We start from the raw sequence: 25,421 nt of genomic DNA, 5'->3' as shown, positions 1-25,421 counted from the left end.
GATCGCGCCCACGAAGCCGCCGCTCGCGGAGGCCACGATCACCGCCAGCGAGGTGGCGATGAACAACGCGTTGCCGATGCCCCCTCAGGAGCTCCGGCGCTGCCGCAGCGGTCGCATCACGGCGTCGCCCGCACCGCGCAGCCTGGCAGAGAAGCGGGCCGAGGCCGCCGACCAGCGCTCCGCGGACCGCCAGACGACCCGGACCGTGGAACGCGGCAGCAGCACGGCACGGATCCGCGTCATGCCGTCCGCGTTCCTGCGCAGCCCCTCCCGCACCAGTTGGACGTCCTTCGCCGAGCCCGTGGCCGCCGGCGGTCGCGGCGAGAACAGGGCCTGCTCCACCGAGGTCGCCAGACGCTGCGCCGCCTCCGCCGAGGGCCCTTCCAGCCCGCCGTCGCGGACGAGGCGCGCCGCGACCCGGCGCGGGGTCTCGGACTCGTCGGGCCGCAGACCGTAGTCCCAGGCGGTGTCGATCAGCTCCAGCCAGGCCGCCAGGGTCCGGGCACCGTCCCGGGCGCCCATGGCGTCCAGCTCGCCGGCCGTCAGGCCCTGCGATGCCCCGCCCTGCCCCTGCCCGTCGGCTCCCGCCGTGCCCCGGGCACGCCCGGTGAGCTCCAGCCATGCCGCCAGTGCCGCCGGGTCCTGGCCGCCGCCGCGCAGTCGCTGGAAACGCTGCCTGCGCCGCAAGAGCAGCGGCAGCAGCAGGACCAGGACCACCAGCGGCACCACGGCCCAGGCGAGGACGCGCAGCGTCCACGTGACGATCCGCGGCCACAGCCGCTCGTCCTGCGTGCCGACGCCCGAGGCCTGCCCCAGGGGGTCGCAGTTGCCGAGCTGGGCGTCCTTGCCCAGGCAGGACGGGGAGACGGTCGGGCCGGTGCTGGCCCCGGCCCCCGCGGACTGCTCAGGGGTGTCGGGCGCCGTGGGCCCGGAGTCGGAGGTGGCCGCCTCCTGGGTGTAGCCCGGCAGGGTGCCGCGGGTCGGCGTGGGCTCGAACCGCGTCCAGCCGACGCCCTCGAAGTACACCTCGGGCCAGGCGTGCGCGTCCTTCAGCCCCACCGCGTACGCACCGTCCGACTCCGAGGTGCCGGGCGTGAAGCCGACCGCCACCCGCGCGGGGATGCCCAGGGTCCGCGCCATCGCCGCCATCGTGAAGGCGAAGTGGATGCAGAACCCTTCCTTGTTGCGCAGGAAGCGGGTGATGGCCTGCACACCGGTGCCGGAGCGCACCGAGGTGTCGTACGAGAAGGCGCCCGAGGTGAACCACCGCTGCAGCGCGAGGGCACGCTCGTAGTCGTTGGTGGCGTCCTTGGTGACCTCCAGGGCCGTCTGCGCCACCACCGGGGGCAGCGAGTCCGGCACCTTCGTGTACTCGGCCCGCAGCCGGGCGTCGGCAGGCGGCGCGCTCGCCAGCTGCTCCGCGGTCGGCTCCAGCGCCAGGCTGCTGACCTGGTAACGGGTGTCCGAGGTGGTCTGGCCCCGGTCGCCGATGATGGTGCGGCCGGTGGGCTCGAAGCGCCAGCGCCCGTCGACCTGCACCTGTGTGGCCGGGTACGGCAGCGGCAGCCACATCTGGACGTAGCTCTTGTCCGCCGCGACCGAGGTGGCGACCTCGGTGGCCTTCACGTCGGGACCGAGCCCCTGGGGGCTGGGCAGCACCTTGGGCACGCCCGTCAGGGAGCGCTGCGCGGGCTCCCACTTGTCACCGGTGAAGCGGTCCAGCGCCACGATCCGCAGGTACATGTCCGCGTTGGAGACGGCGTTCGTCCGGTACCGGAGCACGACCCGGTCGTCGGGCTGGTTGAGGTTGTCCTGGAGCGCGACCACGGGGTTGACCGCGGAGATCGTGCCGCCGCCGCGTCCGTTGCCCGTGCCCGAGCCCCCCGTCGGCAGCAGCCCGACGCCCATCGAGGGCAGCGCCGCCGGCGCCACCAGGGCGATGCCGAGCGCCATCGCCCCTATGCGGCGCCCGGTCCGCACCGGGGCCACCGCCCCGGTCGGTCCTCCGTACCCGGCGCGCGCCCCGGACCCGACGCCGCCGAAGACCCGGCCCCAGCGCGAGATCCGGTCCCGGCCCTCGGCCAGCAGGAGCAGCAGGTAGCCGACGGCCGCCAGCAGGAAGTACGGCCAGCGGGTGCCATCGCCCCCGGCCAGCCCCGCCGCGATCGAGTACAGGGCCAGCAGCGGCAGCCCGGCCGGGGCCGCGCTGCCGTAGGTCACCGCCAGCGCGTCCACGGTCAGCCCGATCAGCAGCACGCCGCCGAGCAGCAGCAGCCGGATGCCCGGGGTGACCGGCGCCGGGATGGCGAACTGGGTCACGTCCTGCATCGCGGCCGTCAGCAGGTTGCCGAACTGGGTGAACGCCGCGGGCCCCGGCAGGAACCCGAGCAGGGCCTGTTCGCCGGCGAACATCAAGGTGAGCACCAGCAGCGTGACCACCGCCTGTGCCAGCACGGTCAGCGGGCGGGCCAGCGGCACCCGCCGGGCCAGCGCGCCCACCCCGGTCTGCAGCGCCACCAGGAAGGCGGCCTGCAGGATCCACGAGTTCGGCGTCGCCAGCGGCAGCAGCGAGCAGGCGGTCATCAGCGTCGCCGCCGCCGCGCAGACCGCGAGCCGCCCTCGTCCGCTCATCATCGCGTCCCCGCCTCCTCACGCGACCGGTACCGGTCGGCGCGCTGCCACAGGTCGGGCAGCCCGTCGCCGGCGGCGGCCGGGAGCACCGTCCAGCCCGCCTCGTGCAGCATCCGCACGGCCCGGGCCGAGCCGTCCTCCGGCGCGTCCGCGTCCGTGCCCGTCCGCGGCGCCTCGGGCCGTCCCGTCCCGTCCTCGTCCAGCGCCCCCCAGGCGGCGCTGTCCAGGACGAAGGCGACGGCGGCCCCCGCCCGCTGCCGCATCCGCCCCGCCATCGCGGCCTGCTCCTCGTCGAGGTCCCCGAAGAACGCCACCAGCAGGCCCTCGCTGCCCGTGCGTAGCACGTCCAGCGCACGGGAGAGCCCGGCGCCGTCCGAGTGGTCGACCACCGCCAGGGTGTCCAGCAGGGTGCCGGCCGCGTCCGAGGAGTCGGTGCCGCCGAAGCCGTCGTTCCCGGGCACCGTGGTGCCGGTGTCGGTGAGCAGCCGTACGGAGTAGCCGCGCTCCAGCATGTGCATCGCCACCGAGGCCGCCCCGGACACCACCCACTCGAAGGCCGAGTCCGGCCCGGCGCCGAAGTACGCCACGGCCCGGGTGTCCAGCAGCACCGTGCACCGGGCGCGGTGCGGCTGCTCCTCGCGGCGCACCATGAGCTCGCCGTACTTGGCGGTCGAGCGCCAGTGCACCCGGCGCAGGTCGTCGCCGTGGCGGTAGCCGCGCGGGATCACGTCGTCCTCGCCCGCCAGGGTCAGCGCGCGGGTGCGGCTCTCCCCGTAGCCGGAGGAGTCGCCCTTGAGCTTGACCGGCGGCAGCGGTTCCACGCGGGGCACCACGGTCAGGGTGTCGTACGCGCTGAAGGAGCGGGTCAGCTCGCACATGCCGAAGGGGTCGGTCAGCCGCAGCTGCAGCGGCCCCAGCGGGTAGCGCCCGCGCAGGTCGGAACGGACCCGGTAGGACACCTCGCGGTGGCCGCCGGGCTCCACCCGGTCCAGGATGAAGCGGGGCCTGGGCCCCAGCACGTAGGGCACCCGGTCCTGGAGCATCAGCAGGCCGGTGGGCAGCCGCGACACGTTGTCCACCCGCAGGTGCACCCGCGCCTCGGACATTGCCGGCACGCGCGAGGGCGACAGCCGGCGGCTGCCGGCGACGCGGTAGCGCGTGCGGTGGAGCACGGCCACGCAGACCAGCGGCAGCACGGCCAGCAGCAGGCCGACCCGCAGCAGGTCCGGCTGCCCCAGGACGTAGGCGCAGACGGCCGCCGCGATCCCCGCGGCGAGGAACGAGCGGCCCCGCGTGGTGAGGCCGCCCAGGGCGGCCCGGAAGCCGCTTTCACGCTCGGTCACGCGGCACCTCCAGCGTCCCCGTCCGTCGTCCGGGTCACCGGCTGCCGTACGGGTCGGGGACCGGCGTGCGCTGCACGATCTCCGCGACGACCTGCTCCGGGGTGCGCCGGTTCAACTGGGCCTGTGCGGTCGGCAGCAGACGGTGCGCCAGCACGGCGCCGGCCAGCGTCTGGACGTCGTCGGGGAGCACGTAGTCCCGGCCGTCCAGGGCCGCCGCGGCGCGGGCGGCGCGCACCAGGTGCAGCGTGGCGCGTGGGGAGGCGCCGAGTCTCAGGTCCGGGTGGTCCCGGGTGGCCGAGACCAGGCTCACCGCGTAGTGCCGCACGGCCGGGGACACGTGCACCGTCCGTACCGCTTCGACGAGTTTGACGATCTCGTGCGCGTGGGCGACCGGCTGCAGGTCGTCCAGCGGGCTGACGCCCGCGTGCACGTCGAGCATCTCCAGCTCGGCCTCCATGCTGGGGTAGCCGATGGAGACCCGGGCCATGAAGCGGTCCCGCTGCGCCTCGGGCAGGGGATACGTCCCCTCCATCTCCACCGGGTTCTGGGTGGCGATGACCATGAAGGGGCTCGGCAGCGGGTAGGTGCTGCCGTCGATGGTGACCTGCCGCTCCTCCATCGACTCCAGCAGCGCCGACTGCGTCTTGGGCGACGCGCGGTTGATCTCGTCGCCGACGACGATCTGCGCGAAGATCGCGCCCGGCTTGAACTCGAAGTCGCGGCGCTGCTGGTCGAAGACGCTGACCCCGGTGATGTCCGACGGCAGGAGGTCCGGCGTGAACTGGATGCGCCGGACCGAGCAGTCGATCGACCGGGCCAGCGCCTTGGAAAGCATCGTCTTGCCGACGCCGGGGACATCCTCGATGAGCAGATGTCCCTCGGCGAGCAGCACCGTCAGCGCAGTCCGTACGACCTCGGGCTTGCCCTCGATCACGTTCTCCACCGACCGGCGTACGCGGTCCGCCGTGGCAGTCAGATCGCTGAGGCTCGCTCGCGCGTCATAGGTCGTCACCCGGTTCTCCTCGGCCCGTTCCTGGGGACACGGTCATCCCTGGACCGGCCCTCCCCGTTATACGAAGCATTCTCCCCTTCAACTATGCTCCGCGTCACTCCGCTTCCGTTACTCGTTTGTGATTTCGCGCAGCAGGCCGGTGTGCACGTCGAACACAAACCCCCGCACATCGCCCGTGTGGGTCAGGAAGGGGGACGTCCGGACCCGCTGCATCGACTGCCGCACGTCCTGGTCGACGTCACGGAAGGACTCCACCGCCCAGGTCGGACGCTGGCCCACCTCCTCCTCCAGCTCCGTGCGGAACTCCTCGGTCAGCGACTCCAGGCCGCAGCCGGTGTGGTGGATCAGCACGACCGAGCGGGTGCCCAGGGCGCGCTGGCTGATGGTCAGCGAGCGGATGGTGTCGTCGGTGACCACACCGCCGGCGTTGCGGATGGTGTGGCAGTCGCCGAGCTCCAGGCCCAGCGCCTTGTGCAGGTCGAGGCGGGCGTCCATGCAGGCGACCACGGCCACCTGCAGAACGGGGCGGGCGTCCATGCCGGGGTCGCGGAACTGCTCCGCGTAGCGCCGGTTCGCCTCGACCAGCCGGTCGGTGACGGACGCCGTGCCGGTGCCGGCGGGAACCGCGGACTCATGCGCGTTTATCGACATGACACGACCGTAGAGGGCACGGTCTCTTCCGACCTGCTGGAGGGTCCGGCAAATCTCGGTCAAACCGGTGCACTGTGAGGTAACCCACAGGCGTCGCGCGCGCTCGCCCGTGCGGGTGATTCGGGCGCGGACGCCCACGAGGGCGCCCGTGCCAGGGCAGGCTTCTCGTTGACCGTGGGGGCCGGTGGAGTAAAGTGGCGCGAAGTGGGTCGACCAACCTGGTGCGGGAGGTGCGGATGTTCCTCGGGACGTACGCGCCACGGCTGGACGACAAGAGCCGGCTGGTCCTCCCCGCGAAGTTCCGCGAACAGTTCGCGGACGGCCTGGTCATCACCAAGGGCCAGGAGCGCTGCCTGTACGTATGGCCGGTCGAGGGCTTCCGCGCCCTCACCGAGGAGCTGCGCAGCGCCCCCCTCACCTCCAGGGCGGCACGCGACTACATGCGCGTGCTCTTCGCCGGCGCCCATGACGAGGTCCCCGACAAGCAGGGCCGCGTCACCCTCCCGCAGCCCCTGCGCGACTACGCCGGACTGCGCCGCGACTGCGCGGTGATCGGCGCCAACACCCGGGTCGAGGTCTGGGACGCGGCGGCCTGGGAGGACTATCTGGCGGGTCAGGAAGACGCCTTTTCGGCGTTGTCCCAGGAGGTGCCTCCCGGCTTACTGTGACCTCGCCCGTAGCCTGATGGCTCACGTACGAGTACGTGACGCTCGGCCTCCTCCCGCTCCCCGGTCCGCTGGCACTCCTTCCCCGGTGCCAGAAGGCCGCCCACGAGCGGGCGGGGACCCAGTGGTACGTCCCCGCGAGCAGATGAGAAGGGCTTCATGAGCACCACCCCGTCCGAGCCACGCCACGTCCCGGTCATGCTGGACCGCTGCCTGGACATGCTGGCGCCCGCCGTCGAAGCGCCGGGCGCGGTGGTCGTGGACGCCACCCTCGGCCTCGGCGGGCACAGCGAGGCACTGCTGCGGCGGTTCCCCGAGGTCCGGCTGGTCGCCGTCGACCGCGACCCCGCCGCGCTCAAGCTCGCCGGTGAGCGGCTCGCCCCGTACGGCGACCGGGCCACCCTCGTGCACGCCGTCTACGACGAGATCCCCGAGGTGCTGGAGCGGCTCGGCGTCCCGAAGGTGCAGGGCGTCCTGTTCGACCTGGGCGTCTCCTCCATGCAGCTGGACGAGGCCGACCGCGGCTTCGCCTACGCCCAGGACGCGCCGCTGGACATGCGCATGAACCAGACCGCGGGCATCAGCGCCGCCGAGGTCCTCAACACCTACCCGCCGGGCGAGCTGGTGCGGGTGCTGCGCGACTACGGCGAGGAGAAGTTCGCCCGCAAGATCGTGGAGGCGGTCGTCCGCGAGCGGGCACGCGAGCCCTTCACCACCAGCGCCCGGCTGGTCGAGCTGATCCGCGAGGCGCTGCCGCAGGCCGCCAAGCGGACCGGAGGCAACCCGGCCAAGCGCACCTTCCAGGCGCTGCGCATCGAGGTCAATGGGGAGCTGACAGTGCTGGAGCGCGCCATCCCCGCGGCCGTCGCCACGCTCGCCGTGGGCGGCCGGATCGTCGTGCTGTCCTACCACTCCCTGGAGGACCGCCTCGTCAAGGGCGTCCTCGCCGCCGGCGCGGCCATCACGGCGCCGCCCGGCCTGCCCGTGGTGCCGGAGCAGTACCAGCCGCGGCTCAAGCTGCTCACCCGCGGCGCCGAGCTGCCCACGGAGGACGAGATCGCCGCCAACCGCCGGGCCGCCCCGGCGCGGCTGCGCGGCGCCCAGCGGATCCGCGAGGCCCGGGCGTGAGGCGGCGCACCTCGGCGGCGCGCTCGCCCTTCGTCCTGCTGATCGTGCTGCTGCTGGGCGGCGGCCTGATCACCCTGCTGCTGCTCAACTCGGCGGTGAACCGGGACTCCTTCAAGCTCAGCGAGCTGCAGAAGAAGACCACCCAGTACACCGACGAGGAGCAGGCGCTGCAGCAGGAGGTCGACCAGTACTCGGCGCCGGACGCGCTGGACGAGCAGGCCCGCGACCTGGGCATGGTCCCCGGTGGCAACCCGGCCTTCCTCGCCCCCGACGGCAGGGTCCTGGGCAGGCCCGGCGCCGCGCCCTACGTGCCGGCCCCCAGCCCGAGCACGGCGCCCGCCACCGTCGCTCCCAGCGGCTCCGCGGCCGCCTCCCTGGGCCCGACGCCGTCCGCCTCCGCCAAGCCCAGCACGAGCCCCAAGGAGACCCCGTGACCGCTGCTCCGGGGCCCCGTGCCCTCCACCCGCACCGATCCGCCCGTCCGGCCGGCCGGGAAGGTGCCGGGGCGTGGTGACCCGCGACGGGGAGCCGCCGCGCGAGCGGGGCGACCGCGGCGAACGGCGTGACCGGGCCGGCCGGGAGAACGGCGCCGGCCGCCCGGGGCCCGACGCCCGGGGCCGTGGCGGCCGCGGTGACGGCGGCGGAGCCGCCCCCCGGCGCCGGCAGGTGCCCCGGGGACGCGACGGCGACGCCGGAACGCCCGCACGCGGCGGCGAGACCGGCGAGCCCCGCCGCAGGACCGCACCCGGGCAGCAGGCGGGGGCACGCCAGCCCGCCGCGCGCGGGGCGCGGCCACGTGACGACGGCGGCCGGACCGCCCGCGAGGCGGGCCGCGACCCGCGGGCCCGCAAGCCCACCCCCCGCCGCGAGGGATCCGGCGCGTCCGGCACGTCCGGCAGCGCCGGCACCTCCGGCGTGCCGCACGGACGCAATCCCGGGGCCCGCAGGCCGGCCGCCGGCGGACGCGACGCCAGGGGCGCCCGGGACCGGGCCGGCCGCGGGGCCGTACCGCCGCGGCGCAGGCCCCCGCGCCCGGTCACGCCGGCCGGTGCGCCGCTGCTGCGGCTGGGCCGGCCACGGCCGCGCCTGCGACTGGTCAGCTTCGCTCTCACGCTGGTGATGCTCACCTTCGTGATCCGGCTCTTCCAGGTGCAGGCCGTGGACGCCGCGACCTACGCCGCGAAGGCCGAGGTCAACCGCAACGTCAAGGTGACCCTCGCCGCCGAGCGCGGGACGATCACCGACCGCAACGGGGTCGATCTGGCCACCACCGTGGACGCGTACGACATCACGGCCGACCCGATGCTCTTCACCCCCAAGTACGCCGAGGTGAAGGACGCTCCGGCGCGCGCCGCGGAACTGCTCGCGCCGATCGTCGACGGCGACCAGAAGGAGATCGCGAAGCAGCTCGCCAACTACCCGGGATCGCGCAACGAGATCATCGCCCGGCAGCAGTCGCCGCAGGTCTGGAACCAGATCAAGGACCTGCAGAGCGCGCTCGCCGACCGGGCCGAGAAGGGCGACGGCGTCAACTACCTCGCCGGGGTCTTCCGGCTCCGGCACGCCAAGCGCGTCTACCCCGCGAGTGACCTCGCGGCGGGCGTGATCGGCTGGGTGAACGCCTCCGGCGCGGGCGGCGGCGGTCTGGAGAGCCGCCTCGACAAGGCACTGGCGGGAAAGGACGGCACCGTCACCTACGCCCAGTCCGGCGGCCGCCGGGTGCCCACGGCCAGCGTGCAGGAGCGCGCCGCCGAGCCCGGCACCGACGTGGAGCTGACCCTGGACCGGGACATCCAGTGGGCCGCCCAGCGGGCGATCACCCAGCAGGTGAGGGCGTCCGACGCCGACCGCGGCTACGTGATCGTCCAGGACACCCGCACCGGGCAGGTGCTGGCCATGGCCAACGCCCCCGGCTTTGACCCCAACGACCTGACCCGGGCCGACCCCACCGCCCTCGGCAACGCCGCGCTGCAGGACGCGTACGAGCCCGGCAGCGTCAGCAAGCTGATGTCCATGGCCGCGGTCCTCGACGAGGGCGTGGCCACCCCGGACACCCACGTCACGGTGCCCGGCACCCTGCCGCGCGCCGACCGCGTCTTCCACGACGACGTGGACCACGGCACCTGGCACCTGACCCTGAACGGCGTGCTCGCCAAGTCCAGCAACATCGGCACGATCCTGGCCGCCGAGCAACTCGGCAAGAACCAGAAGCAGGCCAACCGCGTCCTCTACTCGTACCTGAGGAAATTCGGCATCGGGCGGCCCACCGGGGTCGGTTTCCCCGGCGAGACGCCCGGCATCCTGGCGAGGCCGGACCAGTGGAACGCGTCCCAGCAGTACACCATCCCCTTCGGGCAGGGCCTGTCGCTGAACGCGCTGCAGGCCACCTCGGTGTACTCGACGATCGCCAACGGCGGTGTACGGGTCGAGCCCAGCCTGGTGCGCGGCACGACCGGCCCGGACGGCCGCTTCGTCCCGTCCCCGCAGGCGCCGCGGACCCGGGTGGTCAGCGCGAAGACCGCCAAGACGCTCACCACCATGCTGGAGTCCGTGGTCGGCGACGAGCAGGGCACCGGCACCAGGGCCCGCATCGCGGGGTACCGCGTCGCGGGCAAGACCGGCACGGCCAACCGGGTGGACCCGGAAACGGGCACCTACAGCGGCTACACGGCCTCGTTCATGGGATTCGCCCCCGCCGACGACCCGCGGCTGACCGTGTCCTGCGTGATCCAGAACCCGACCCGCGGCAGTTATTTCGGTGGTCAGATCTGCGGCCCGGTGTTCAAGCGGGTCATGGAGTTCGCCCTGAAGTCCCTGCAGGCGGCGCCCAGCGGAACCAAGGCCCCGAACCTGCCGGTCGAGTGGGACCCCTCGAAGCCGTGACCGGCGAGCAGGGGAGGAAGGAACGGCGGCCGTGAACGGACACGACCCCACAGCGGAAGGTACGGGCGGTAGCCCCGCGCACGCGGACCGTACCGGAGGAAGCAGCAGGCCGGAAGCCCGGCGAGGGGCTTTTGGCCCGGAGCCCGGCCCGGCGGGTACTCTCACGGCCGTGTCACACGCTGATCAGTCCCCCCGCCCCGAACCGACGCAGCCGGGCGCGCCCCGCCCCACCCGGGTCCGGCCCGTACCGACCGCGGAACTGGCCGCGCGGCTGGGCGCGGAACCGCCCGCGCCCAGCGCCGCCCCGGTCACCGGGATCACGCACGACTCGCGGGCCGTCCGCCCCGGCGACCTGTACGCCGCGCTGCCCGGCGCCCGCTTCCACGGTGCCGACTTCGCCCCGCAGGCGGCCGAACTGGGGGCCGCGGCGATCCTCACCGACCCGGCGGGCGCCGAGCGTGCGGCGGCGACCGGCCTGCCGGTGCTGACGGTCCAGGACCCCCGGTCGCGGATGGGCGAGCTGGCCGCCGAGATCTACGGCCGGCCGGGTGAGGACCTGCTGCAGATCGGGATCACCGGCACCTCCGGCAAGACCACCACCGCCTACCTCATCGAGGGCGGCCTGCGGGCGGTGCACGGCGGCGGGACGGGACTGATCGGCACGGTCGAGTCCCGGATCGGCGACGAGCGGATCAAGAGCGAGCGCACCACCCCCGAGGCCACGGACCTGCAGGCACTCTTCGCGGTGATGCGCGAGCGCGGGATCGAGTCCCTGGTCATGGAGGTCTCCAGCCACGCCCTGGTGCTGGGACGGGTGGACGGGGCGGTCTTCGACGTCGCCGTCTTCAACAACCTCAGCCCCGAGCACATGGAGTTCCACTCGGGCATGGAGGACTACTTCCAGGCCAAGGCGCAGTTGTTCACCCCGCGCCGCAGCAAGGCCGGCGTGGTCAACATCGACGACGAGTACGGCCGCCGCCTGGTCCGCGAGTCGCAGGTGCCGGTCACCACCTTCTCCGCCGACGGCCACCCCGACGCCGACTGGCGCGCCGAGCACGTCGTGACCGGGCCGCTGCGCTCCACCTTCACCGTCGTCGGCCCGGGCGGCGTGCGCATCGAGGCCGCCTCGCCCCTTCCCGGCCCCTTCAACGTCGCCAACGCCCTCGCCGCGATCGCCGCCCTGGCGGTGGCCGGGATCGACCCGCAGACGGCCGCCCAGGGCGTCGCCGCCGTCCCGGGCGTGCCGGGCCGGCTGGAGCGCGTCGACGCGGGCCAGCCGTACCTCGCGGTCGTCGACTACGCCCACAAGACCGACGCCGTCGAATCGGTGCTGCGGGCCCTGCGCAAGGTCACCAAGGGCAACCTGCACATCGTCCTCGGCTGCGGCGGGGACCGCGACGAGACCAAACGCGGCCCGATGGGCGCCGCCGCGGCACGGCTGGCCGACACGGCCGTGCTGACCTCGGACAACCCCCGCTCCGAGGATCCGCTCGCGATCCTCACCGCGATGCTGGCCGGAGCAGCCGGGGTGCCCGCGCACGAGCGGGGCCATGTCGTCGTCGAACCCGACCGGGCGGCGGCCATCGCGACCGCCGTCGCCCTGGCCCGGCCGGACGACACCGTACTGGTGGCCGGCAAGGGCCATGAGCAGGGCCAGGACATCGCCGGAGTGGTACGCCCCTTCGACGACCGAGAAGTGCTGCGCGCGGCCATCGAACGGGCCGCCGGCACACCAGCGCAGGAGAAGGACCAGGACCAGCTGTGATCCCACTCACCCTCGCCGAGGTCGCACACGCGGTCGGCGGGAGCACGTACGACATACCGGACCCGACGGTGCCCGTCACCGGGTCCGTGGAGATCGACTCCCGCAAGGTGACGCCGGGCGGCCTCTTCGTCGCCTTCCAGGGCGAGCACGTGGACGGTCACGACTACGCGGAGCGGGCCGTGGCGGCCGGAGCGGTCGCCGTTCTGGCGGCCCGGCCGGTCGGCGTGCCCGCGATCGTCGTGGACGACGTCCAGCTCGCCCTGGGCGCACTGGCCAGGCACGTCATCGAACGGCTCGGCGCGACCCTCGTGGCGCTGACCGGATCGGCGGGCAAGACCAGCACCAAGGACCTCACCGCACAGGTGCTGCAGCGGCTCGCCCCGACCGTCTGGACGCCCGGCTCGCTCAACAACGAGATCGGGCTGCCGCTGACCGCGCTGCGCGCCGACGACACCACCCGGCACCTGGTGCTGGAGATGGGCGCCCGCGGCATCGGCCACATCCACTACCTCACCGAGCTGACCCCGCCGCGGATCGGCGTGGTCCTCAACGTCGGCACCGCCCACATCGGCGAGTTCGGCGGCCGAGAGCAGATCGCCCAAGCCAAGGGCGAGTTGGTCGAGGCGCTGCCGGAGGCCGCCGACGGCGGCGTCGCCGTGCTCAATGCGGACGATCCCCTCGTACGCGCCATGTCCTCCCGCACCAAGGCGCGCGTCGTGCTGTTCGGCGAGTCCGCCGACGCAGACGTCCGCGCCGAGAACGTCCGCCTCAACGACCGAGGTCAGGCCGTGTTCACGCTCACAACGCCTACCGGGTGCAGCGAAGTGACCTTGCGCCTGTACGGTGAGCACCACGTGTCGAACGCGCTTGCCGCGGCCGCCGTAGCCCGTGAACTCGGCATGCCCGTCGACGAGATCGCCACCGCGCTCTCCGAGGCGGGGACGCTGTCCCGCTGGCGCATGGAGGTCGTCGAACGGCCGGACGGCGTGACGGTCGTGAACGACGCCTACAACGCGAACCCCGAATCCATGCGAGCCGCCCTGCGCGCGCTCGCGGCCATGGGCCGTGCCGCCGAGGCACGCGGGGGACGCACGTGGGCGGTGCTGGGCGAGATGGCGGAGCTCGGCGGGGAGGCCCTCGCGGAGCACGACGCTGTCGGACGGCTGGCCGTCCGGCTCAACGTCAGCAAGCTCGTGGCAGTCGGCGGCCAGGCGGCCGCCTGGGTGCAAATGGGCGCCTACAACGAGGGTTCGTGGGGTGAGGAGTCGGTGCACGTGTCCGACGCTGAGGCGGCGATCGACCTGTTGCGCAGTGAACTGCGTCCGGGGGACGTCGTGCTGGTGAAGGCATCGAGGGCGGTCGGCCTGGAGCGGGTCGCACTCGCGCTGCTCGACGGCGTCGAGGGCGGGGGCGCTGAGTAATGAACCAGATCCTGGTCTCGGGTGTTCTCGGTCTGTTCCTGTCCCTCGTCGGTACCCCGATGCTGATCAAGCTGCTGGCCCGCAAGGGCTACGGCCAGTTCATCCGCGACGACGGGCCCAAGGAACACCACAGCAAGCGCGGTACGCCCACCATGGGCGGCATCGCCTTCATCCTGGCCACGCTCGTCGCGTACGCGCTCACCAAGGTCATCACCTCGGAGCGCCCGACGATCTCCGGCGTGCTGGTGCTCTTCCTCTTCACGGGACTGGGCGTCGTCGGCTTCCTCGACGACTACATCAAGATCGTCAAGCAGCGCAGCCTGGGCCTGAGGGCCAAGGCGAAGATGGCGGGCCAGCTGATCGTCGGCATCACCTTCGCGGTGCTGTCGCTGCAGTTCTCCGACGCCCGCGGCGTCACCCCGGCCTCCACCCGGCTGTCCTTCACACAGGACTTCGGCTGGTCCCTCGGCCCGGTGATCTTCGTGATCTGGGCGCTGTTCATGATCCTCGCGATGTCGAACGGCGTGAACCTCACCGACGGCCTCGACGGCCTGGCCACCGGCGCCTCGGTGATGGTCTTCGCGTCCTACACCGTCATCGGCGTGTGGCAGTACGGCCAGTCCTGCTCCAACGTCATCACCGCGGGGCCCGGCTGCTACGACGTACCGCACCCGCTCGACCTCGCGGTCGTCGCCGCGGCGCTGATGGGCGCCTGTTTCGGCTTCTTGTGGTGGAACACCTCGCCGGCCAAGATCTTCATGGGTGACACCGGCTCGCTCGCGCTCGGCGGCGCCCTGGCCGGTCTGGCCATCTGCTCCCGCACCGAGCTGCTGCTGGCGATCCTGGGCGGCCTCTTCGTCCTGATCACCCTCTCCGTGGTCATCCAGGTCGGCTCCTTCCGCCTGACCGGCAAGCGGGTCTTCCGCATGGCACCGCTGCAGCACCACTTCGAGCTCAAGGGCTGGAGCGAGGTCCTGGTCGTCGTCCGCTTCTGGATCATCCAGGGCATGTGCATGGCCGTCGGCCTCGGTCTCTTCTACGCGGGCTGGGTGGCCGCGCAGTGACCTCGGCCCCCGGGCAGGAGCCCGGCTCGCGTCCGGGCGGCCTTCCGCCGGCCGCCGTCGAGGCGGCCGGGCGGCTCGGACTGCCGGGCCGCCGGGTCACCGTCGCGGGGCTCGGCGTCTCGGGCGTGCCCGCCGCCAAGGTGCTGCACGCCCTCGGCGCCCGCGTGACGGTCGTCAACGACGGCGACGACGAGCCGGCCCGGGCCCAGGCCGCCGAGCTGGAGGCGCTGGGCGTCACCGTGCGGCTCGGGGACGGCCGGACCCTGCCCGAGGGCACCGAACTGATCGTCACCTCGCCCGGGTGGAAGCCCACCAGCCCGCTCTTCACGGCCGCCGGGGCCGCGGGCGTGCCCGTGTGGGGCGACGTGGAGCTGGCCTGGCGGCTGCGCGGCCCCGGGGCGGCGCCCTGGCTCGCCGTCACCGGCACCAACGGCAAGACCACCACCGTGCAGATGCTCGCCTCCATCCTGCGCGCTGCGGGCCTGCGCACCGCGGCGGTCGGCAACATCGGCACGCCGATCCTGGACGTCGTCCTGTCCGGGCAGGAGCACGACGTCCTCGCCGTGGAGCTGTCCAGCTACCAGCTGCACTGGGCCCCCTCGGTGCGCCCGCACTCGGCCGCCGTCCTGAACCTCGCCCCGGACCACCTCGACTGGCACGGCTCGATGGAGGCCTACGCCGCCGACAAGGGCCGCGTCTACGAGGGCAACAAGGTCGCCTGCGTCTACAACCTCGCGGACCCCGCCACCGAGGCGCTGGTGCGCGAGGCCGACGTCGAGGAGGGCTGCCGCGCGATCGGCTTCGGCCTCGGCAGCCCCCGGCCCTCAGAGTTCGGGGTCGTCGAGGGCATCCTGGTCGACCGGGCCTTCGCGCCCGAGCGGCACAAGAACGCCCAGGAGCTGGCCGAGGTCTCCGACGTGCACCCGCCGGCCCCGCACAACATCGCCAACGCCCTGGCCGCGGCCGCCCTCGCCCGTGCGTTCGGGGCCTCGCCGACCGCCGTCCGGGACGGCCTGCGCGCCTTCCGGCCGGACGCCCACCGCATCGCCCACGTGGACCGGATCGACGACGTGGACTACGTCGACGACTCCAAGGCCACCAACACCCACGCCGCCGAGGCGTCCCTCGCCGCCTACGAGCACATCGTCTGGATCGGCGGCGGCCTCGCCAAGGGCGCCACCTTCGACGAGCTCGTCAAGGGCGCGGCCAAGCGGCTGCGCGGCGCCGTGCTGATGGGGGCCGACCGCGCCCTCGTCCGTGAAGCGCTCGCGCGACACGCCCCCGAGGTCCCGGTCGTCGACCTCGACCGCACCGACACTGGGGCGATGGCGGCGGCCGTCCACGCCGCGCGGGACCTCGCCCACCCGGGGGACACGGTGCTGCTGGCACCGGCCTGCGCCTCGATGGACATGTTCGCGGACTACAAGGCTCGCGGAAACGCCTTCGCGCAGGCCGTACGGGATCTGCGGGCGCCCGGCGCCGGGCAGTAGCCGGGGCCGCTCCGGCACGCACCGCGACCTAGGAGGGGACATGACGGCAGCCGACCACGGTGACGCCTCCGGTTCTCGTTCCCGCAACGCCCTGAAGGCGCCCGCCCGCCCCCCGCGGGCGGTGCCGCCCCGGCGCGGGGCGGCCGCCGCCGGGGCGCGCACCCCCGGCGGGAAGGCGTCGCGGGGCAGCGCGCTGCGGGGCGCCAGGGTCGTCCTGGACCGCGCCATGCGGACCTGGGACCGCCCGCTGACCGCGTACTACGTCATCCTCGGCAGCAGCCTGCTGATCACCGTGCTCGGCCTGGTGATGGTCTTCTCCGCTTCGCAGATCAAGGCGCTGGAGTACGGGCTGCCGTCCACGTACTACTTCCGCAAGCAGCTGTTCGCCGCCGTGCTCGGCACCGGCCTGCTCGTCGCGGCCTCGCGGGTGCCGGTGCGGCTGCACCGGGCGCTGTCCTACCCGCTGCTCGTCGGCTCGGTCTTCCTCATGGCCCTGGTCCAGGTGCCGGGGATAGGGCAGTCCGTCAACGGCAACCAGAACTGGCTCTACCTCGGCGGCCCGTTCCAGCTGCAGCCCAGTGAGTTCGGCAAGCTCGCGCTCGTCCTGTGGGGCGCGGACCTGCTGGCCCGCAAGGAGGACCTCAAGCTCCTCGTTCAGTGGAAGCACCTGCTGATCCCGTTGGTGCCGGTCGCCTTCCTGCTGCTCGGCCTGATCATGCTCGGCGGTGACATGGGCACCGCGATCATCCTCACCGCGATCCTGTTCGGCCTGCTGTGGATCGCCGGCGCCCCCACCCGCCTGTTCGCGGGCGTCCTGGGGGTCGCGGGGATGATCGGCTTCCTGCTGATCAAGACCAGCGGCAACCGCATGGACCGGCTCGCCTGCATCGGGGCCACCGACGTCACTCCCGGTGGCGGCTGCTGGCAGGCCGTGCACGGGATCTACGCCCTCGCCTCGGGCGGATGGTTCGGTTCCGGACTCGGCGCGAGCGTGGAAAAATGGGGTCAACTGCCCGAGCCGCACACCGACTTCATCTTCGCCGTGACCGGGGAGGAACTGGGGCTGACGGGGACGCTGTCGGTGCTCGTCCTCTTCGCGGCTCTAGGCTATGCGGGTATCCGCGTGGCCGGTCGTACGGAGGAGCCCTTCGTCAGGTTTGCCGCGGGAGGCGTGACGACGTGGATCACGGCGCAGTTCGTGGTCAACATCGGTGCGGTGCTCGGCCTGCTGCCGATCGCCGGTGTCCCGCTCCCGCTGTTCTCCTACGGAGGCTCGGCCCTCCTGCCGACCATGTTCGCGATCGGGCTGCTCATCTCCTTCGCGAGGAGCGAGCCCGCCGCGCGAGCGGCACTCAACGCGCGGGGGCCCGGCTACTGGCCGGGGGCAATGACACGGACGATGAGGCGGTTCGTCAGACGGCGACCGTCCGGAGAGCGGTGAATTTCGGTGCATGTCGTACTCGCCGGTGGGGGGACCGCCGGCCACATCGAGCCCGCGCTCGCGCTCGCCGACGCCCTGCGCAGGCAGGACCCGACCGTGGGGATCACGGCACTCGGCACCGAGCGGGGTCTGGAGACCCGGCTGGTGCCGGAACGCGGCTACGATCTGGCGCTCATCCCGGCCGTCCCGCTGCCGCGCAAGCCCACCCCCGAGCTGATCACCGTCCCAGGGCGGCTGCGCGGCACCATCAAGGCCGCCGAGCAGATCCTGGAGCGGACCAAGGCCGACGCGCTCGTCGGCTTCGGCGGCTACGTCGCCCTGCCCGGATACCTGGCCGCCAAGCGGCTCGGCGTGCCGATCGTGGTGCACGAGGCCAACGCCCGCCCGGGCCTCGCCAACAAGATCGGCTCCCGCTACACCGGCTACGTGGCCGTGAGCACCCCGGACAGCAAGCTCCGGCACTCCCGCTACGTCGGCATCCCGCTGCGCCGGTCCATCGCGACCCTCGACCGCGCCGCGGTCCGCGCGGAGGCGCGTGCCGCCTTCGGCCTCGACCAGAACCTGCCGACCCTGCTGGTCTCCGGCGGTTCCCAGGGCGCCCGGCGGCTCAACGAGGTGATCGCCTCCGTCGCCCCGCGCCTGCAGCAGTCCGGCGTCCAGATCCTGCACGCGGTCGGCCCGAAGAACGAGCTCCCGCACGCCGACAACATGCCCGGCATGCCGCAGTACGTCCCGGTCCCCTACCTGGACCGGATGGACCTCGCCTACGCCGCCGCCGACATGATGCTCTGCCGGGCCGGCGCCATGACCGTCGCCGAGCTCTCCGCCGTGGGCCTGCCGGCCGCGTACGTCCCGCTGCCGATCGGCAACGGCGAGCAGCGGCTGAACGCGCAGCCGCTCGTCAAGGCGGGCGGCGGCGTCATCGTCGACGACGCGGACCTCAGCGCTGAGTGGGTGCTCGGCAACGTGCTGCCCGTCCTGACCGATCCGCACCGCCTGTACGAAATGTCGCGCGCCGCGGCAGAGTTCGGCCGCCCGCACGCCGACGAGCTGCTCGTCGGCATGGTCTACGAGGCGATCGCCGCCCGCCGCGGCTGAACCCCGGTGCCGGCCGGGCACCTCCGGCACCCCCGGCGGGCGACGCCGGGGGTCCCCCGTGCTCCGTTGGGGTCACGGGGGAGGAGGCCCGGCCCGCCGGGCGGCGCGCGGCCGCCCGGGCACCCAGCACGACGACTAGCCTGCCCGGAAGCGCAAGGCAGTTCCGACGACCCCGGAGGCGAACGTGGCCGTACCGACGACCGCCCCGGCGGCCGGCGAGCAGGACGGCGGGACCGAGCGCCCGCCGCGGCGGAGCCGGCGCCTCATCGTCCTGACGGCGCTCGCCGCGGCCACCGTGCTGGGCGGCACGGGCACCTGGCTGTTGTACGGCTCCGCCTGGCTGCGCGCGACGCAGGTCCGCGTGACGGGCACGGAGGTGCTCTACCCCGACCAGGTGCGCGACGCCGCGCAGGTGCCGCTCAACGGGCCGCTGGTTTCCGTGGACACGGACGTGATCGCCCGCCGGCTGAAGGCGCGGTTGCCGCGCATCTCCGCCGTGGAAGTGGAGCGTTCGTGGCCGCACGCGATCACACTGAAAGTGACGGAGCGAACTCCCGCCGCCCTTGTGAAAGGTGACGGGTACTTCGTCGAAGTCGACGCGGACGGCTTCCGGTTCGACGAGCGGGACACTCCTCTCAAGGGTGTGCCCATCATCGAATTGAGGCCTGACCGCGACTCCGCGAGCTATCGTCTTTTTGGGACAAAACGACTATTGGCGGCGGCGGTTCAGGTCGCGGCGGACCTGCCGAAGGTCGCATACCGGGACGCACAGCTCATCGATGTGCGCTCATATGACGACATTACGGTCGAACTGACCGGTGGGCGTGCGGTGATGTGGGGGAGTGCGGATCGAGGGGCGGAGAAAGCGGTTGCCCTCGCGGCGCTGATGAAAGTCGAGCACGATGCCGAGTTCTTCGACGTGAGCGCCCCAACATCCCCTGCTGCGTCGGACAGTTGACGTCCCAGCCTTCTGTTCGACACCCTGGTTGGTCCGGCTCTGGCGTGATCACATAGGGTCAAAAGAAAAACGGGAGGTTCGGCGTGTTCGTTGAACGCGAACCGCTTGTCGATTTAGTGTCCTGTCCCAAAGACAGTGCGGGACAGACATACTGGTAACCCTAAACCTCAGGGTTAGGGTTCGGATCGGCCGGCCTTCCCGACGGTCCCCACAGGTATACGTAACTCGAGGCGAGAGGCCTTCGACGTGGCAGCACCGCAGAACTACCTCGCAGTCATCAAGGTCGTCGGCATCGGCGGCGGTGGCGTGAACGCCATCAACAGGATGATCGAGGTCGGTCTCAAGGGCGTCGAGTTCATCGCGATCAACACCGATGCACAGGCCCTGCTGATGAGCGACGCCGACGTCAAGCTGGACGTCGGCCGTGAACTCACGCGTGGACTCGGCGCCGGGGCCAACCCGGACGTCGGCCGGAAGGCCGCCGAGGACCACCGCGAGGAGATCGAAGAGGTGCTCAAGGGCGCCGACATGGTCTTCGTCACCGCGGGCGAGGGCGGCGGCACCGGTACCGGCGGCGCGCCCGTCGTGGCCAACATCGCCCGCACGCTGGGCGCCCTCACCATCGGTGTGGTCACCCGGCCGTTCACCTTCGAGGGACGCCGCCGGGCCAACCAGGCCGAGGACGGCATCGCGGGGCTGCGCGACGAGGTCGACACCCTCATCGTGATCCCGAACGACCGGCTGCTGTCCATCTCGGACCGCCAGGTGAGCGTGCTGGACGCCTTCCGCTCCGCGGACCAGGTGCTGCTCTCCGGTGTCCAGGGCATCACCGACCTGATCACCACCCCCGGTCTGATCAACCTCGACTTCGCCGACGTGAAGTCCGTGATGTCCGAGGCGGGTTCGGCCCTCATGGGCATCGGCTCGGCCCGCGGGGACGACCGCGCGGTCGCCGCGGCGGAGATGGCCATCTCCTCGCCGCTGCTGGAGGCGTCCATCGACGGCGCCCGGGGCGTACTGCTCTCCATCTCCGGTGGCTCGGACCTCGGCCTGTTCGAGATCAACGAGTCGGCCCAGCTGGTCAGCGAGGCCGCCCACCCCGAGGCCAACATCATCTTCGGTGCGGTCATCGACGACGCCCTGGGCGACGAGGTCCGGGTCACCGTCATCGCGGCCGGCTTCGACGGCGGGCAGCCGCCGACCCGCAACCGCGACAAGGTGCTCGGCTCGTACTCCTCCCGCGAGGAGAACTCCTCCTCGTCGCCGGCCCGTCCGGCCACCCCGGCCACCGAGCCGGCCCGCCCGGCCTTCAGCGGCCTGGGCAGTGTCACCCAGCGTGAGGAGGGGCCGAAGCCCGAGCCGGTCGCCGAGGTGCCGGCCCAGCCGATCGCCCCGCAGGTTCCCCCGGCGCGTCCGTACCAGGACACCGCCGCCGAGGAACTCGACGTACCCGACTTCCTGAAGTAAGCACAGTCACACGTGATAACGCTCAACCACGCACGTCCGGGCGGCGCCCACTTCGCCTTCACCGACAGGTGGGGAGGGGTGAGCGCCGCTCCGTACGACAGCCTCAACCTCGGCGGCGCGGTCGGTGACGACCCGGCCGCCGTCCTTTCCAACCGTGACCTCGCCGCACGCGGGCTGGGCCTCGACCCCGCCCGGGTGGTGTGGATGAACCAGGTGCACGGCAACGACGTCGCCGTGGTCGCCGCCCCCTGGGCCGACGGCCGGGTCCCGGAGGTGGACGCCGTCGTCACCACGCGGCCCGGACTCGCCCTCGCGGTCCTGACCGCCGACTGCGTCCCGGTCCTGATGGCCGACGCGCACGCCGGGGTGGTGGCCGCGGCCCACGCCGGCCGCCCGGGTCTGCTGGCCGGGGTCGTCCCGGCGGCGGTCGAGGCCATGGTCGGCCTCGGCGCCCGCGCGGAACGGATCACCGCGATGACCGGCCCCTCGGTCTGCGGCGCCTGCTACGAGGTGCCCGAGGCGATGCGCGAAGAGGTCGCCGCCGCCGTCCCCGAGGCCCGTGCCACCACCAGTTGGGGCACCCCCTCCCTGGACATCGCCACCGGAGTGCACGCCCAACTTGCCCGACTGGGTGTCCCGATGGGTGAGAAATCCCATATTTGTACGATGGAGTCCGGAGACCACTTCTCCTACCGCCGTGAGCGGACCACCGGACGACTCGCGGGATATGTCTGGCTGGACGGCCCGAGTGACTGACCGTACGCAAGAGCGAAGGGCCGAGCTGGCCGGGAACCTGGCCGCGGTCGAGGAGCGCATCGCGGCGGCCTGCGCGGCGGCCGGCCGGGCGCGGGACGAGGTGACCTTGATCGTGGTCACCAAGACCTACCCGGCGAGCGACGTGCGGATCCTGTCGGAGCTCGGCGTCCGCCAGGTCGCGGAGAACCGCGACCAGGACGCCGCCCCCAAGGCGGAGGCCTGTGCGGACCTACCGCTGACCTGGCACTTCGTGGGTCAGCTGCAGACGAACAAGGTGCGCTCGGTGGTCCGCTACGCGGACCTCGTGCACTCGGTTGACCGCCTCCGGCTGGTCGAAGCGCTCTCCGCGGCCGTCATGAAGTCCGAGCGGGCCGACCGTGAGCTCGGCTGCCTGGTCCAGGTCGCGCTCGACGCCGAGGCCGGGGCGCAGGGCGCCCGCGGCGGAATCGCACCCGATGCCGTCGAAGGGATCGCCGAAACCGTCGCGGCCGCCCCCGGGCTGCGCCTTGACGGACTGATGACGGTCGCACCGCTGGCGGGGCCGTACGCGGGTCAACCCCGCGCCGCCTTCGATCGGCTGGCGGAAATCGCATCCTGCCTGCGCGCGTCGCATCCGGCTGCAAACATGGTCTCGGCAGGGATGAGCGCGGACCTCGAAGAGGCCGTCGCCGCCGGTGCGACACACGTACGCATCGGTAGCGCGGTACTCGGAGTCCGGACCGGGCTCGGGTAACGTCACCAAACAAGTCGGACCACACAAAAAATATGGTCTTTCCCCGCTGAGAGGACGCAGAGCATGGCCGGCGCGATGCGCAAGATGGCGGTCTACCTCGGCCTCGTGGAGGACGACGGGTACGACGGCCCGGGCTTCGACCCCGACGACGAGTTCGAACCGGAACCCGAGCCGGAGCGCTCCCGCCGACCGCACCAGTCCCACCAGCCACCACATCAGACACAACCGGAGGAACCGGCACGCATCGTGCACGCCCCGGCCCCCCGGGAACCACGGATCGCCGCAGTGGCATCCATCACACAAGAACGCCATAGCCTGGAGAAGAACGCGCCGGTGATCATGCCCAAGGTCGTGTCGGAACGAGAGCCGTACCGGATCACGACACTCCACCCCCGGACGTACAACGAAGCCCGTACGATCGGGGAACACTTCCGCGAGGGCACGCCGGTGATCATGAATCTGACGGAGATGGACGACACGGACGCGAAGCGACTTGTCGACTTTGCCGCCGGGCTGGTCTTCGGGCTGCACGGCAGCATCGAGCGGGTGACGCAGAAGGTGTTTCTGCTGTCGCCTGCTAACGTCGATGTCACGGCGGAGGACAAGGCCCGCATCGCCGAGGGCGGGTTCTTCAATCAGAGCTGAGATACGCAACCGTACGAAACCGGCCGTGAGGGCCATGGACGAGCAAGGGAGAGGGAAGCGCGATGGACATCGCACTCCAGGTGCTGTGGATCGCGCTGATGTGTTTCCTGCTCGTCCTGATCTTCCGGTTGGTGATGGACTATGTTTTCCAGTTCGCTCGATCGTGGCAGCCCGGGAAGCCCATGGTGGTCGTCCTGGAGGCCACCTACACTGTCACCGATCCGCCACTCAAGCTTCTGCGGCGGTTCATCCCGCCGCTGCGTCTCGGGGGCGTGGCGCTCGACCTGTCCTTCTTCGTATTGATGATCATCGTGTACATCCTGCTCACCGTCGTAGGGGGCTTGCGAGGATGACCGATGCGGGCTCCCGATATGTCGACGATCACGTTGAGGTGAAGAGATGCCACTGACCCCCGAGGATGTGCGGAACAAGCAGTTCACGACCGTCCGCCTCCGAGAAGGCTATGACGAGGACGAGGTGGACGCCTTCCTCGACGAGGTCGAGGCGGAACTGACCCGACTGCTCCGCGAGAACGAGGACCTGCGCGCCAAGCTGGCCGCGGCGACCCGTGCCGCCGCCCAGAACCAGCAGCAGGGCATGCGCAAGCCCGAGCCGCAGGACGGCCGCGGTCCCGGGGCCCCCGTGCCCGCCGCCATATCGGGACCGCAGCCGGTGCCGCCCCAGCAGATGGGCGGCCCCGGTCCCCAGGGACCCGGCAGTGGCCTCGCCCTGCCCGCCGGGCCCAGTGCACAGCAGGGCCCCGGTCCGATGGGCCAGGGTCCGATGCAGGGCGGTCCCATGGGTCCCGGCCCGATGGGTCAGGGCCCCATGGGTCAGGGCCACATGGGCCAAGGCCCCATGGGTCAGGGTCCGATGGGCCAGGGCCCGATGCAGGGCGGTCCCATGGGTCCCGGCCCGATGGGCCAGCAGCACGGCCAGCACCCCATGGGTGGTCCCGGTCACCCGATGCAGCAGCAGGGCCCCGGTGGCGACAGCGCCGCCCGTGTGCTCTCGCTCGCCCAGCAGACGGCCGACCAGGCGATCGCCGAGGCGCGCGCCGAAGCGAACAAGATCGTCGGCGAGGCCCGCAGCCGTGCCGAGGGCCTCGAGCGCGACGCCCGCGCCAAGGCCGACGCCCTTGAGCGGGACGCGCAGGAGAAGCACCGCGTGGCCATGGGCTCCCTCGAGTCCGCCCGCGCCACGCTGGAGCGGAAGGTCGAGGACCTGCGCGGCTTCGAGCGCGAGTACCGCACGCGCCTGAAGTCGTACCTGGAGAGCCAGCTGCGTCAGCTGGAGAACCAGGCCGACGACTCGCTCGCCCCGCCGCGCACCCCCGCGGCCGCGTCCCTGTCCTCCGGTTCCGGCGGGATGGGCGGCACGATGGGCGGCGGCACCATGGGCGGCATGGCCACGGCCGGCGCCGGCACCATGGGCGGCAACCAGGGCTACGGCGGGCAGGGCATGGGCGGCGTCGGCGGGCAGAACCCGACGTACGGCGGCCAGCAGCAGATGTCTCCCGCTATGACGCAGCCGATGGCACCGGTGCGGCCGCAGGGGCCGGCGCCGCTGCAGCAGGCGCCGACGCCGATGCGTGGGTTCCTGATCGACGAGGACGACAACTAGTCGCCTGCGGCTTGCGTGACAGGGCCGGGCCCCAGGGAATCGCTTCCCTCGGGGCCCGGCCCTTTGGCGTGCCTCTTGCGGCCCGGTGGTTGTGTGCGGGTTGTTTGCGCCTGCGGCGGGCGTCCACCCGCCCTCCCGCCCGATTGCCCGGCGCGGTCAGTGACCGCCTCGCGCGGTCGTTGTGGGGTCGGTGGCGCGCCGGCGCACTCCCCCAGCCTTCGGCCGGGGGGACCCCCACAGCGCTCGCGGTTTGGCCCTACGTCATTCGGCACCGGGTCCGCCGCTCATCGCTTCCCGGTGTGTTGGGGCGCATGACGGCCGGTGGGGGTGAGTAAGGCATCTGCGGCGACCCCGGACCGCCCACTCACCCCCAACCAGCCGTTGGCCGCCGCTCGATACGGAGGGGGCGGGGTCGTTGGGGGCACCCCCGGCCGAAGGCCCAGCCCCGGAGGCCACGCCCCGGCCCACCATGCACGCGCGCAGCCCGCACCAATCGCGCCGGATGGGGGTCCCCCCGGCCGAAGGCTGGGGGAGGGAGGGCGGGCTGGGGAACCGCCCGCCGCAGGCGCAACCGCAACCACAAACGACCCGCGGACGACGACGCCCTCCGCCCACAGGGAACGTGGGCGGAGGGCGGTGCGTGGGGT

21 protein-coding genes are annotated in these 25,421 nt (G+C 72.6%); 17 read left to right on the top strand and 4 right to left on the bottom strand.

Annotated features, from left to right (window positions below; translation table 11 throughout):
• Positions 1–84: 84 nt before the first annotated feature.
• The 4 genes from ABZ312_RS15935 to ABZ312_RS15920 all read right to left on the bottom strand — a co-directional run bounded on the left by ABZ312_RS15935 (position 85) and on the right by ABZ312_RS15920 (position 5,637).
• On the bottom strand, positions 85–2,631 hold the full coding sequence (locus tag ABZ312_RS15935) for a transglutaminase TgpA family protein (protein WP_500437882.1): 2,547 nt from the start codon (positions 2,629–2,631) through the stop codon (positions 85–87).
• Positions 2,631–3,974, bottom strand: coding sequence for a DUF58 domain-containing protein (locus tag ABZ312_RS15930; protein WP_500329855.1), 1,344 nt, complete (start codon positions 3,972–3,974; stop codon positions 2,631–2,633). The genes ABZ312_RS15935 and ABZ312_RS15930 overlap by 1 nt, the downstream gene beginning before the upstream one ends.
• A gap of 34 nt (positions 3,975–4,008) precedes the next feature.
• Positions 4,009–4,986: an AAA family ATPase gene (locus tag ABZ312_RS15925; protein WP_500329853.1), complete on the bottom strand. Its 978-nt coding sequence runs from the start codon at positions 4,984–4,986 to the stop codon at positions 4,009–4,011.
• Positions 4,987–5,094: 108 nt separating this feature from the next.
• On the bottom strand, positions 5,095–5,637 hold the full coding sequence (locus tag ABZ312_RS15920) for a beta-class carbonic anhydrase (RefSeq protein WP_499511367.1): 543 nt from the start codon (positions 5,635–5,637) through the stop codon (positions 5,095–5,097).
• Between the two features lie 194 nt (positions 5,638–5,831).
• Between ABZ312_RS15920 and mraZ the strand changes: the two genes are divergently transcribed.
• From mraZ to ABZ312_RS15835, 17 genes are all read left to right on the top strand, one after another.
• Positions 5,832–6,305 carry a division/cell wall cluster transcriptional repressor MraZ gene (gene mraZ, locus ABZ312_RS15915; protein ID WP_500329851.1) on the top strand — a complete coding sequence of 158 codons (474 nt, stop codon included), beginning with the start codon at positions 5,832–5,834 and terminating at the stop codon, positions 6,303–6,305.
• 156 nt (positions 6,306–6,461) lie between these two features.
• Positions 6,462–7,430 carry a 16S rRNA (cytosine(1402)-N(4))-methyltransferase RsmH gene (gene rsmH, locus ABZ312_RS15910; protein WP_500437876.1) on the top strand — a complete coding sequence of 323 codons (969 nt, stop codon included), beginning with the start codon at positions 6,462–6,464 and terminating at the stop codon, positions 7,428–7,430.
• The gene (gene ftsL, locus ABZ312_RS15905) at positions 7,427–7,864 is read left to right on the top strand and encodes a cell division protein FtsL (protein ID WP_500329848.1); all 438 of its coding nucleotides are present in this window, start codon (positions 7,427–7,429) and stop codon (positions 7,862–7,864) included. Before rsmH ends, ftsL begins: the two co-directional genes overlap by 4 nt.
• Before the next feature lie 73 nt (positions 7,865–7,937).
• Positions 7,938–10,313 (top strand): peptidoglycan D,D-transpeptidase FtsI family protein, encoded by a 2,376-nt coding sequence (locus ABZ312_RS15900; RefSeq protein ID WP_500437874.1) that lies wholly within the window; start codon positions 7,938–7,940, stop codon positions 10,311–10,313.
• Between the two features lie 169 nt (positions 10,314–10,482).
• The gene (locus ABZ312_RS15895; protein WP_500437872.1) at positions 10,483–12,078 is read left to right on the top strand and encodes a UDP-N-acetylmuramoyl-L-alanyl-D-glutamate--2,6-diaminopimelate ligase; all 1,596 of its coding nucleotides are present in this window, start codon (positions 10,483–10,485) and stop codon (positions 12,076–12,078) included.
• A complete protein-coding gene (locus ABZ312_RS15890; protein ID WP_500330486.1) occupies positions 12,075–13,499 on the top strand; it encodes a UDP-N-acetylmuramoyl-tripeptide--D-alanyl-D-alanine ligase in 1,425 nt (474 codons plus the stop codon). The genes ABZ312_RS15895 and ABZ312_RS15890 overlap by 4 nt, the downstream gene beginning before the upstream one ends.
• Entirely contained in the window at positions 13,499–14,563 is a 1,065-nt protein-coding gene (gene mraY / locus ABZ312_RS15885) for a phospho-N-acetylmuramoyl-pentapeptide-transferase (RefSeq protein ID WP_499511361.1), read from the top strand. The genes ABZ312_RS15890 and mraY overlap by 1 nt, the downstream gene beginning before the upstream one ends.
• A gap of 80 nt (positions 14,564–14,643) precedes the next feature.
• The gene (murD, locus tag ABZ312_RS15880; protein WP_500330579.1) at positions 14,644–16,053 is read left to right on the top strand and encodes a UDP-N-acetylmuramoyl-L-alanine--D-glutamate ligase; all 1,410 of its coding nucleotides are present in this window, start codon (positions 14,644–14,646) and stop codon (positions 16,051–16,053) included.
• Between the two features lie 40 nt (positions 16,054–16,093).
• On the top strand, positions 16,094–17,494 hold the full coding sequence (gene ftsW / locus ABZ312_RS15875) for a putative lipid II flippase FtsW (protein ID WP_500437870.1): 1,401 nt from the start codon (positions 16,094–16,096) through the stop codon (positions 17,492–17,494).
• Between the two features lie 6 nt (positions 17,495–17,500).
• Positions 17,501–18,592: an undecaprenyldiphospho-muramoylpentapeptide beta-N-acetylglucosaminyltransferase gene (gene murG, locus ABZ312_RS15870; protein WP_500330489.1), complete on the top strand. Its 1,092-nt coding sequence runs from the start codon at positions 17,501–17,503 to the stop codon at positions 18,590–18,592.
• A gap of 184 nt (positions 18,593–18,776) precedes the next feature.
• Positions 18,777–19,550: a cell division protein FtsQ/DivIB gene (locus ABZ312_RS15865; protein WP_500330490.1), complete on the top strand. Its 774-nt coding sequence runs from the start codon at positions 18,777–18,779 to the stop codon at positions 19,548–19,550.
• Positions 19,551–19,796: 246 nt separating this feature from the next.
• Entirely contained in the window at positions 19,797–21,017 is a 1,221-nt protein-coding gene (ftsZ, locus tag ABZ312_RS15860) for a cell division protein FtsZ (RefSeq protein WP_500330492.1), read from the top strand.
• Positions 21,018–21,032: 15 nt separating this feature from the next.
• Positions 21,033–21,773 (top strand): peptidoglycan editing factor PgeF, encoded by a 741-nt coding sequence (pgeF, locus tag ABZ312_RS15855; RefSeq protein ID WP_500330581.1) that lies wholly within the window; start codon positions 21,033–21,035, stop codon positions 21,771–21,773.
• On the top strand, positions 21,766–22,506 hold the full coding sequence (locus ABZ312_RS15850; protein WP_500360106.1) for a YggS family pyridoxal phosphate-dependent enzyme: 741 nt from the start codon (positions 21,766–21,768) through the stop codon (positions 22,504–22,506). The genes pgeF and ABZ312_RS15850 overlap by 8 nt, the downstream gene beginning before the upstream one ends.
• Positions 22,507–22,569: 63 nt before the next feature.
• Complete coding sequence (locus ABZ312_RS15845; RefSeq protein ID WP_018557119.1) at positions 22,570–23,151, top strand: cell division protein SepF; 582 nt, start codon at positions 22,570–22,572, stop codon at positions 23,149–23,151.
• A gap of 62 nt (positions 23,152–23,213) precedes the next feature.
• A complete protein-coding gene (locus ABZ312_RS15840; RefSeq protein ID WP_018557120.1) occupies positions 23,214–23,504 on the top strand; it encodes a YggT family protein in 291 nt (96 codons plus the stop codon).
• A gap of 46 nt (positions 23,505–23,550) precedes the next feature.
• Complete coding sequence (locus tag ABZ312_RS15835) at positions 23,551–24,774, top strand: DivIVA domain-containing protein (protein WP_500330496.1); 1,224 nt, start codon at positions 23,551–23,553, stop codon at positions 24,772–24,774.
• The last annotated feature ends 647 nt before the right edge of the window (positions 24,775–25,421 follow it).

Source organism: Streptomyces sp. NPDC006207 (assembly GCF_040613835.1).
Taxonomy (GTDB): domain Bacteria; phylum Actinomycetota; class Actinomycetes; order Streptomycetales; family Streptomycetaceae; genus Actinacidiphila.
This window is presented reverse-complemented; position numbering and strand designations above follow the sequence as displayed.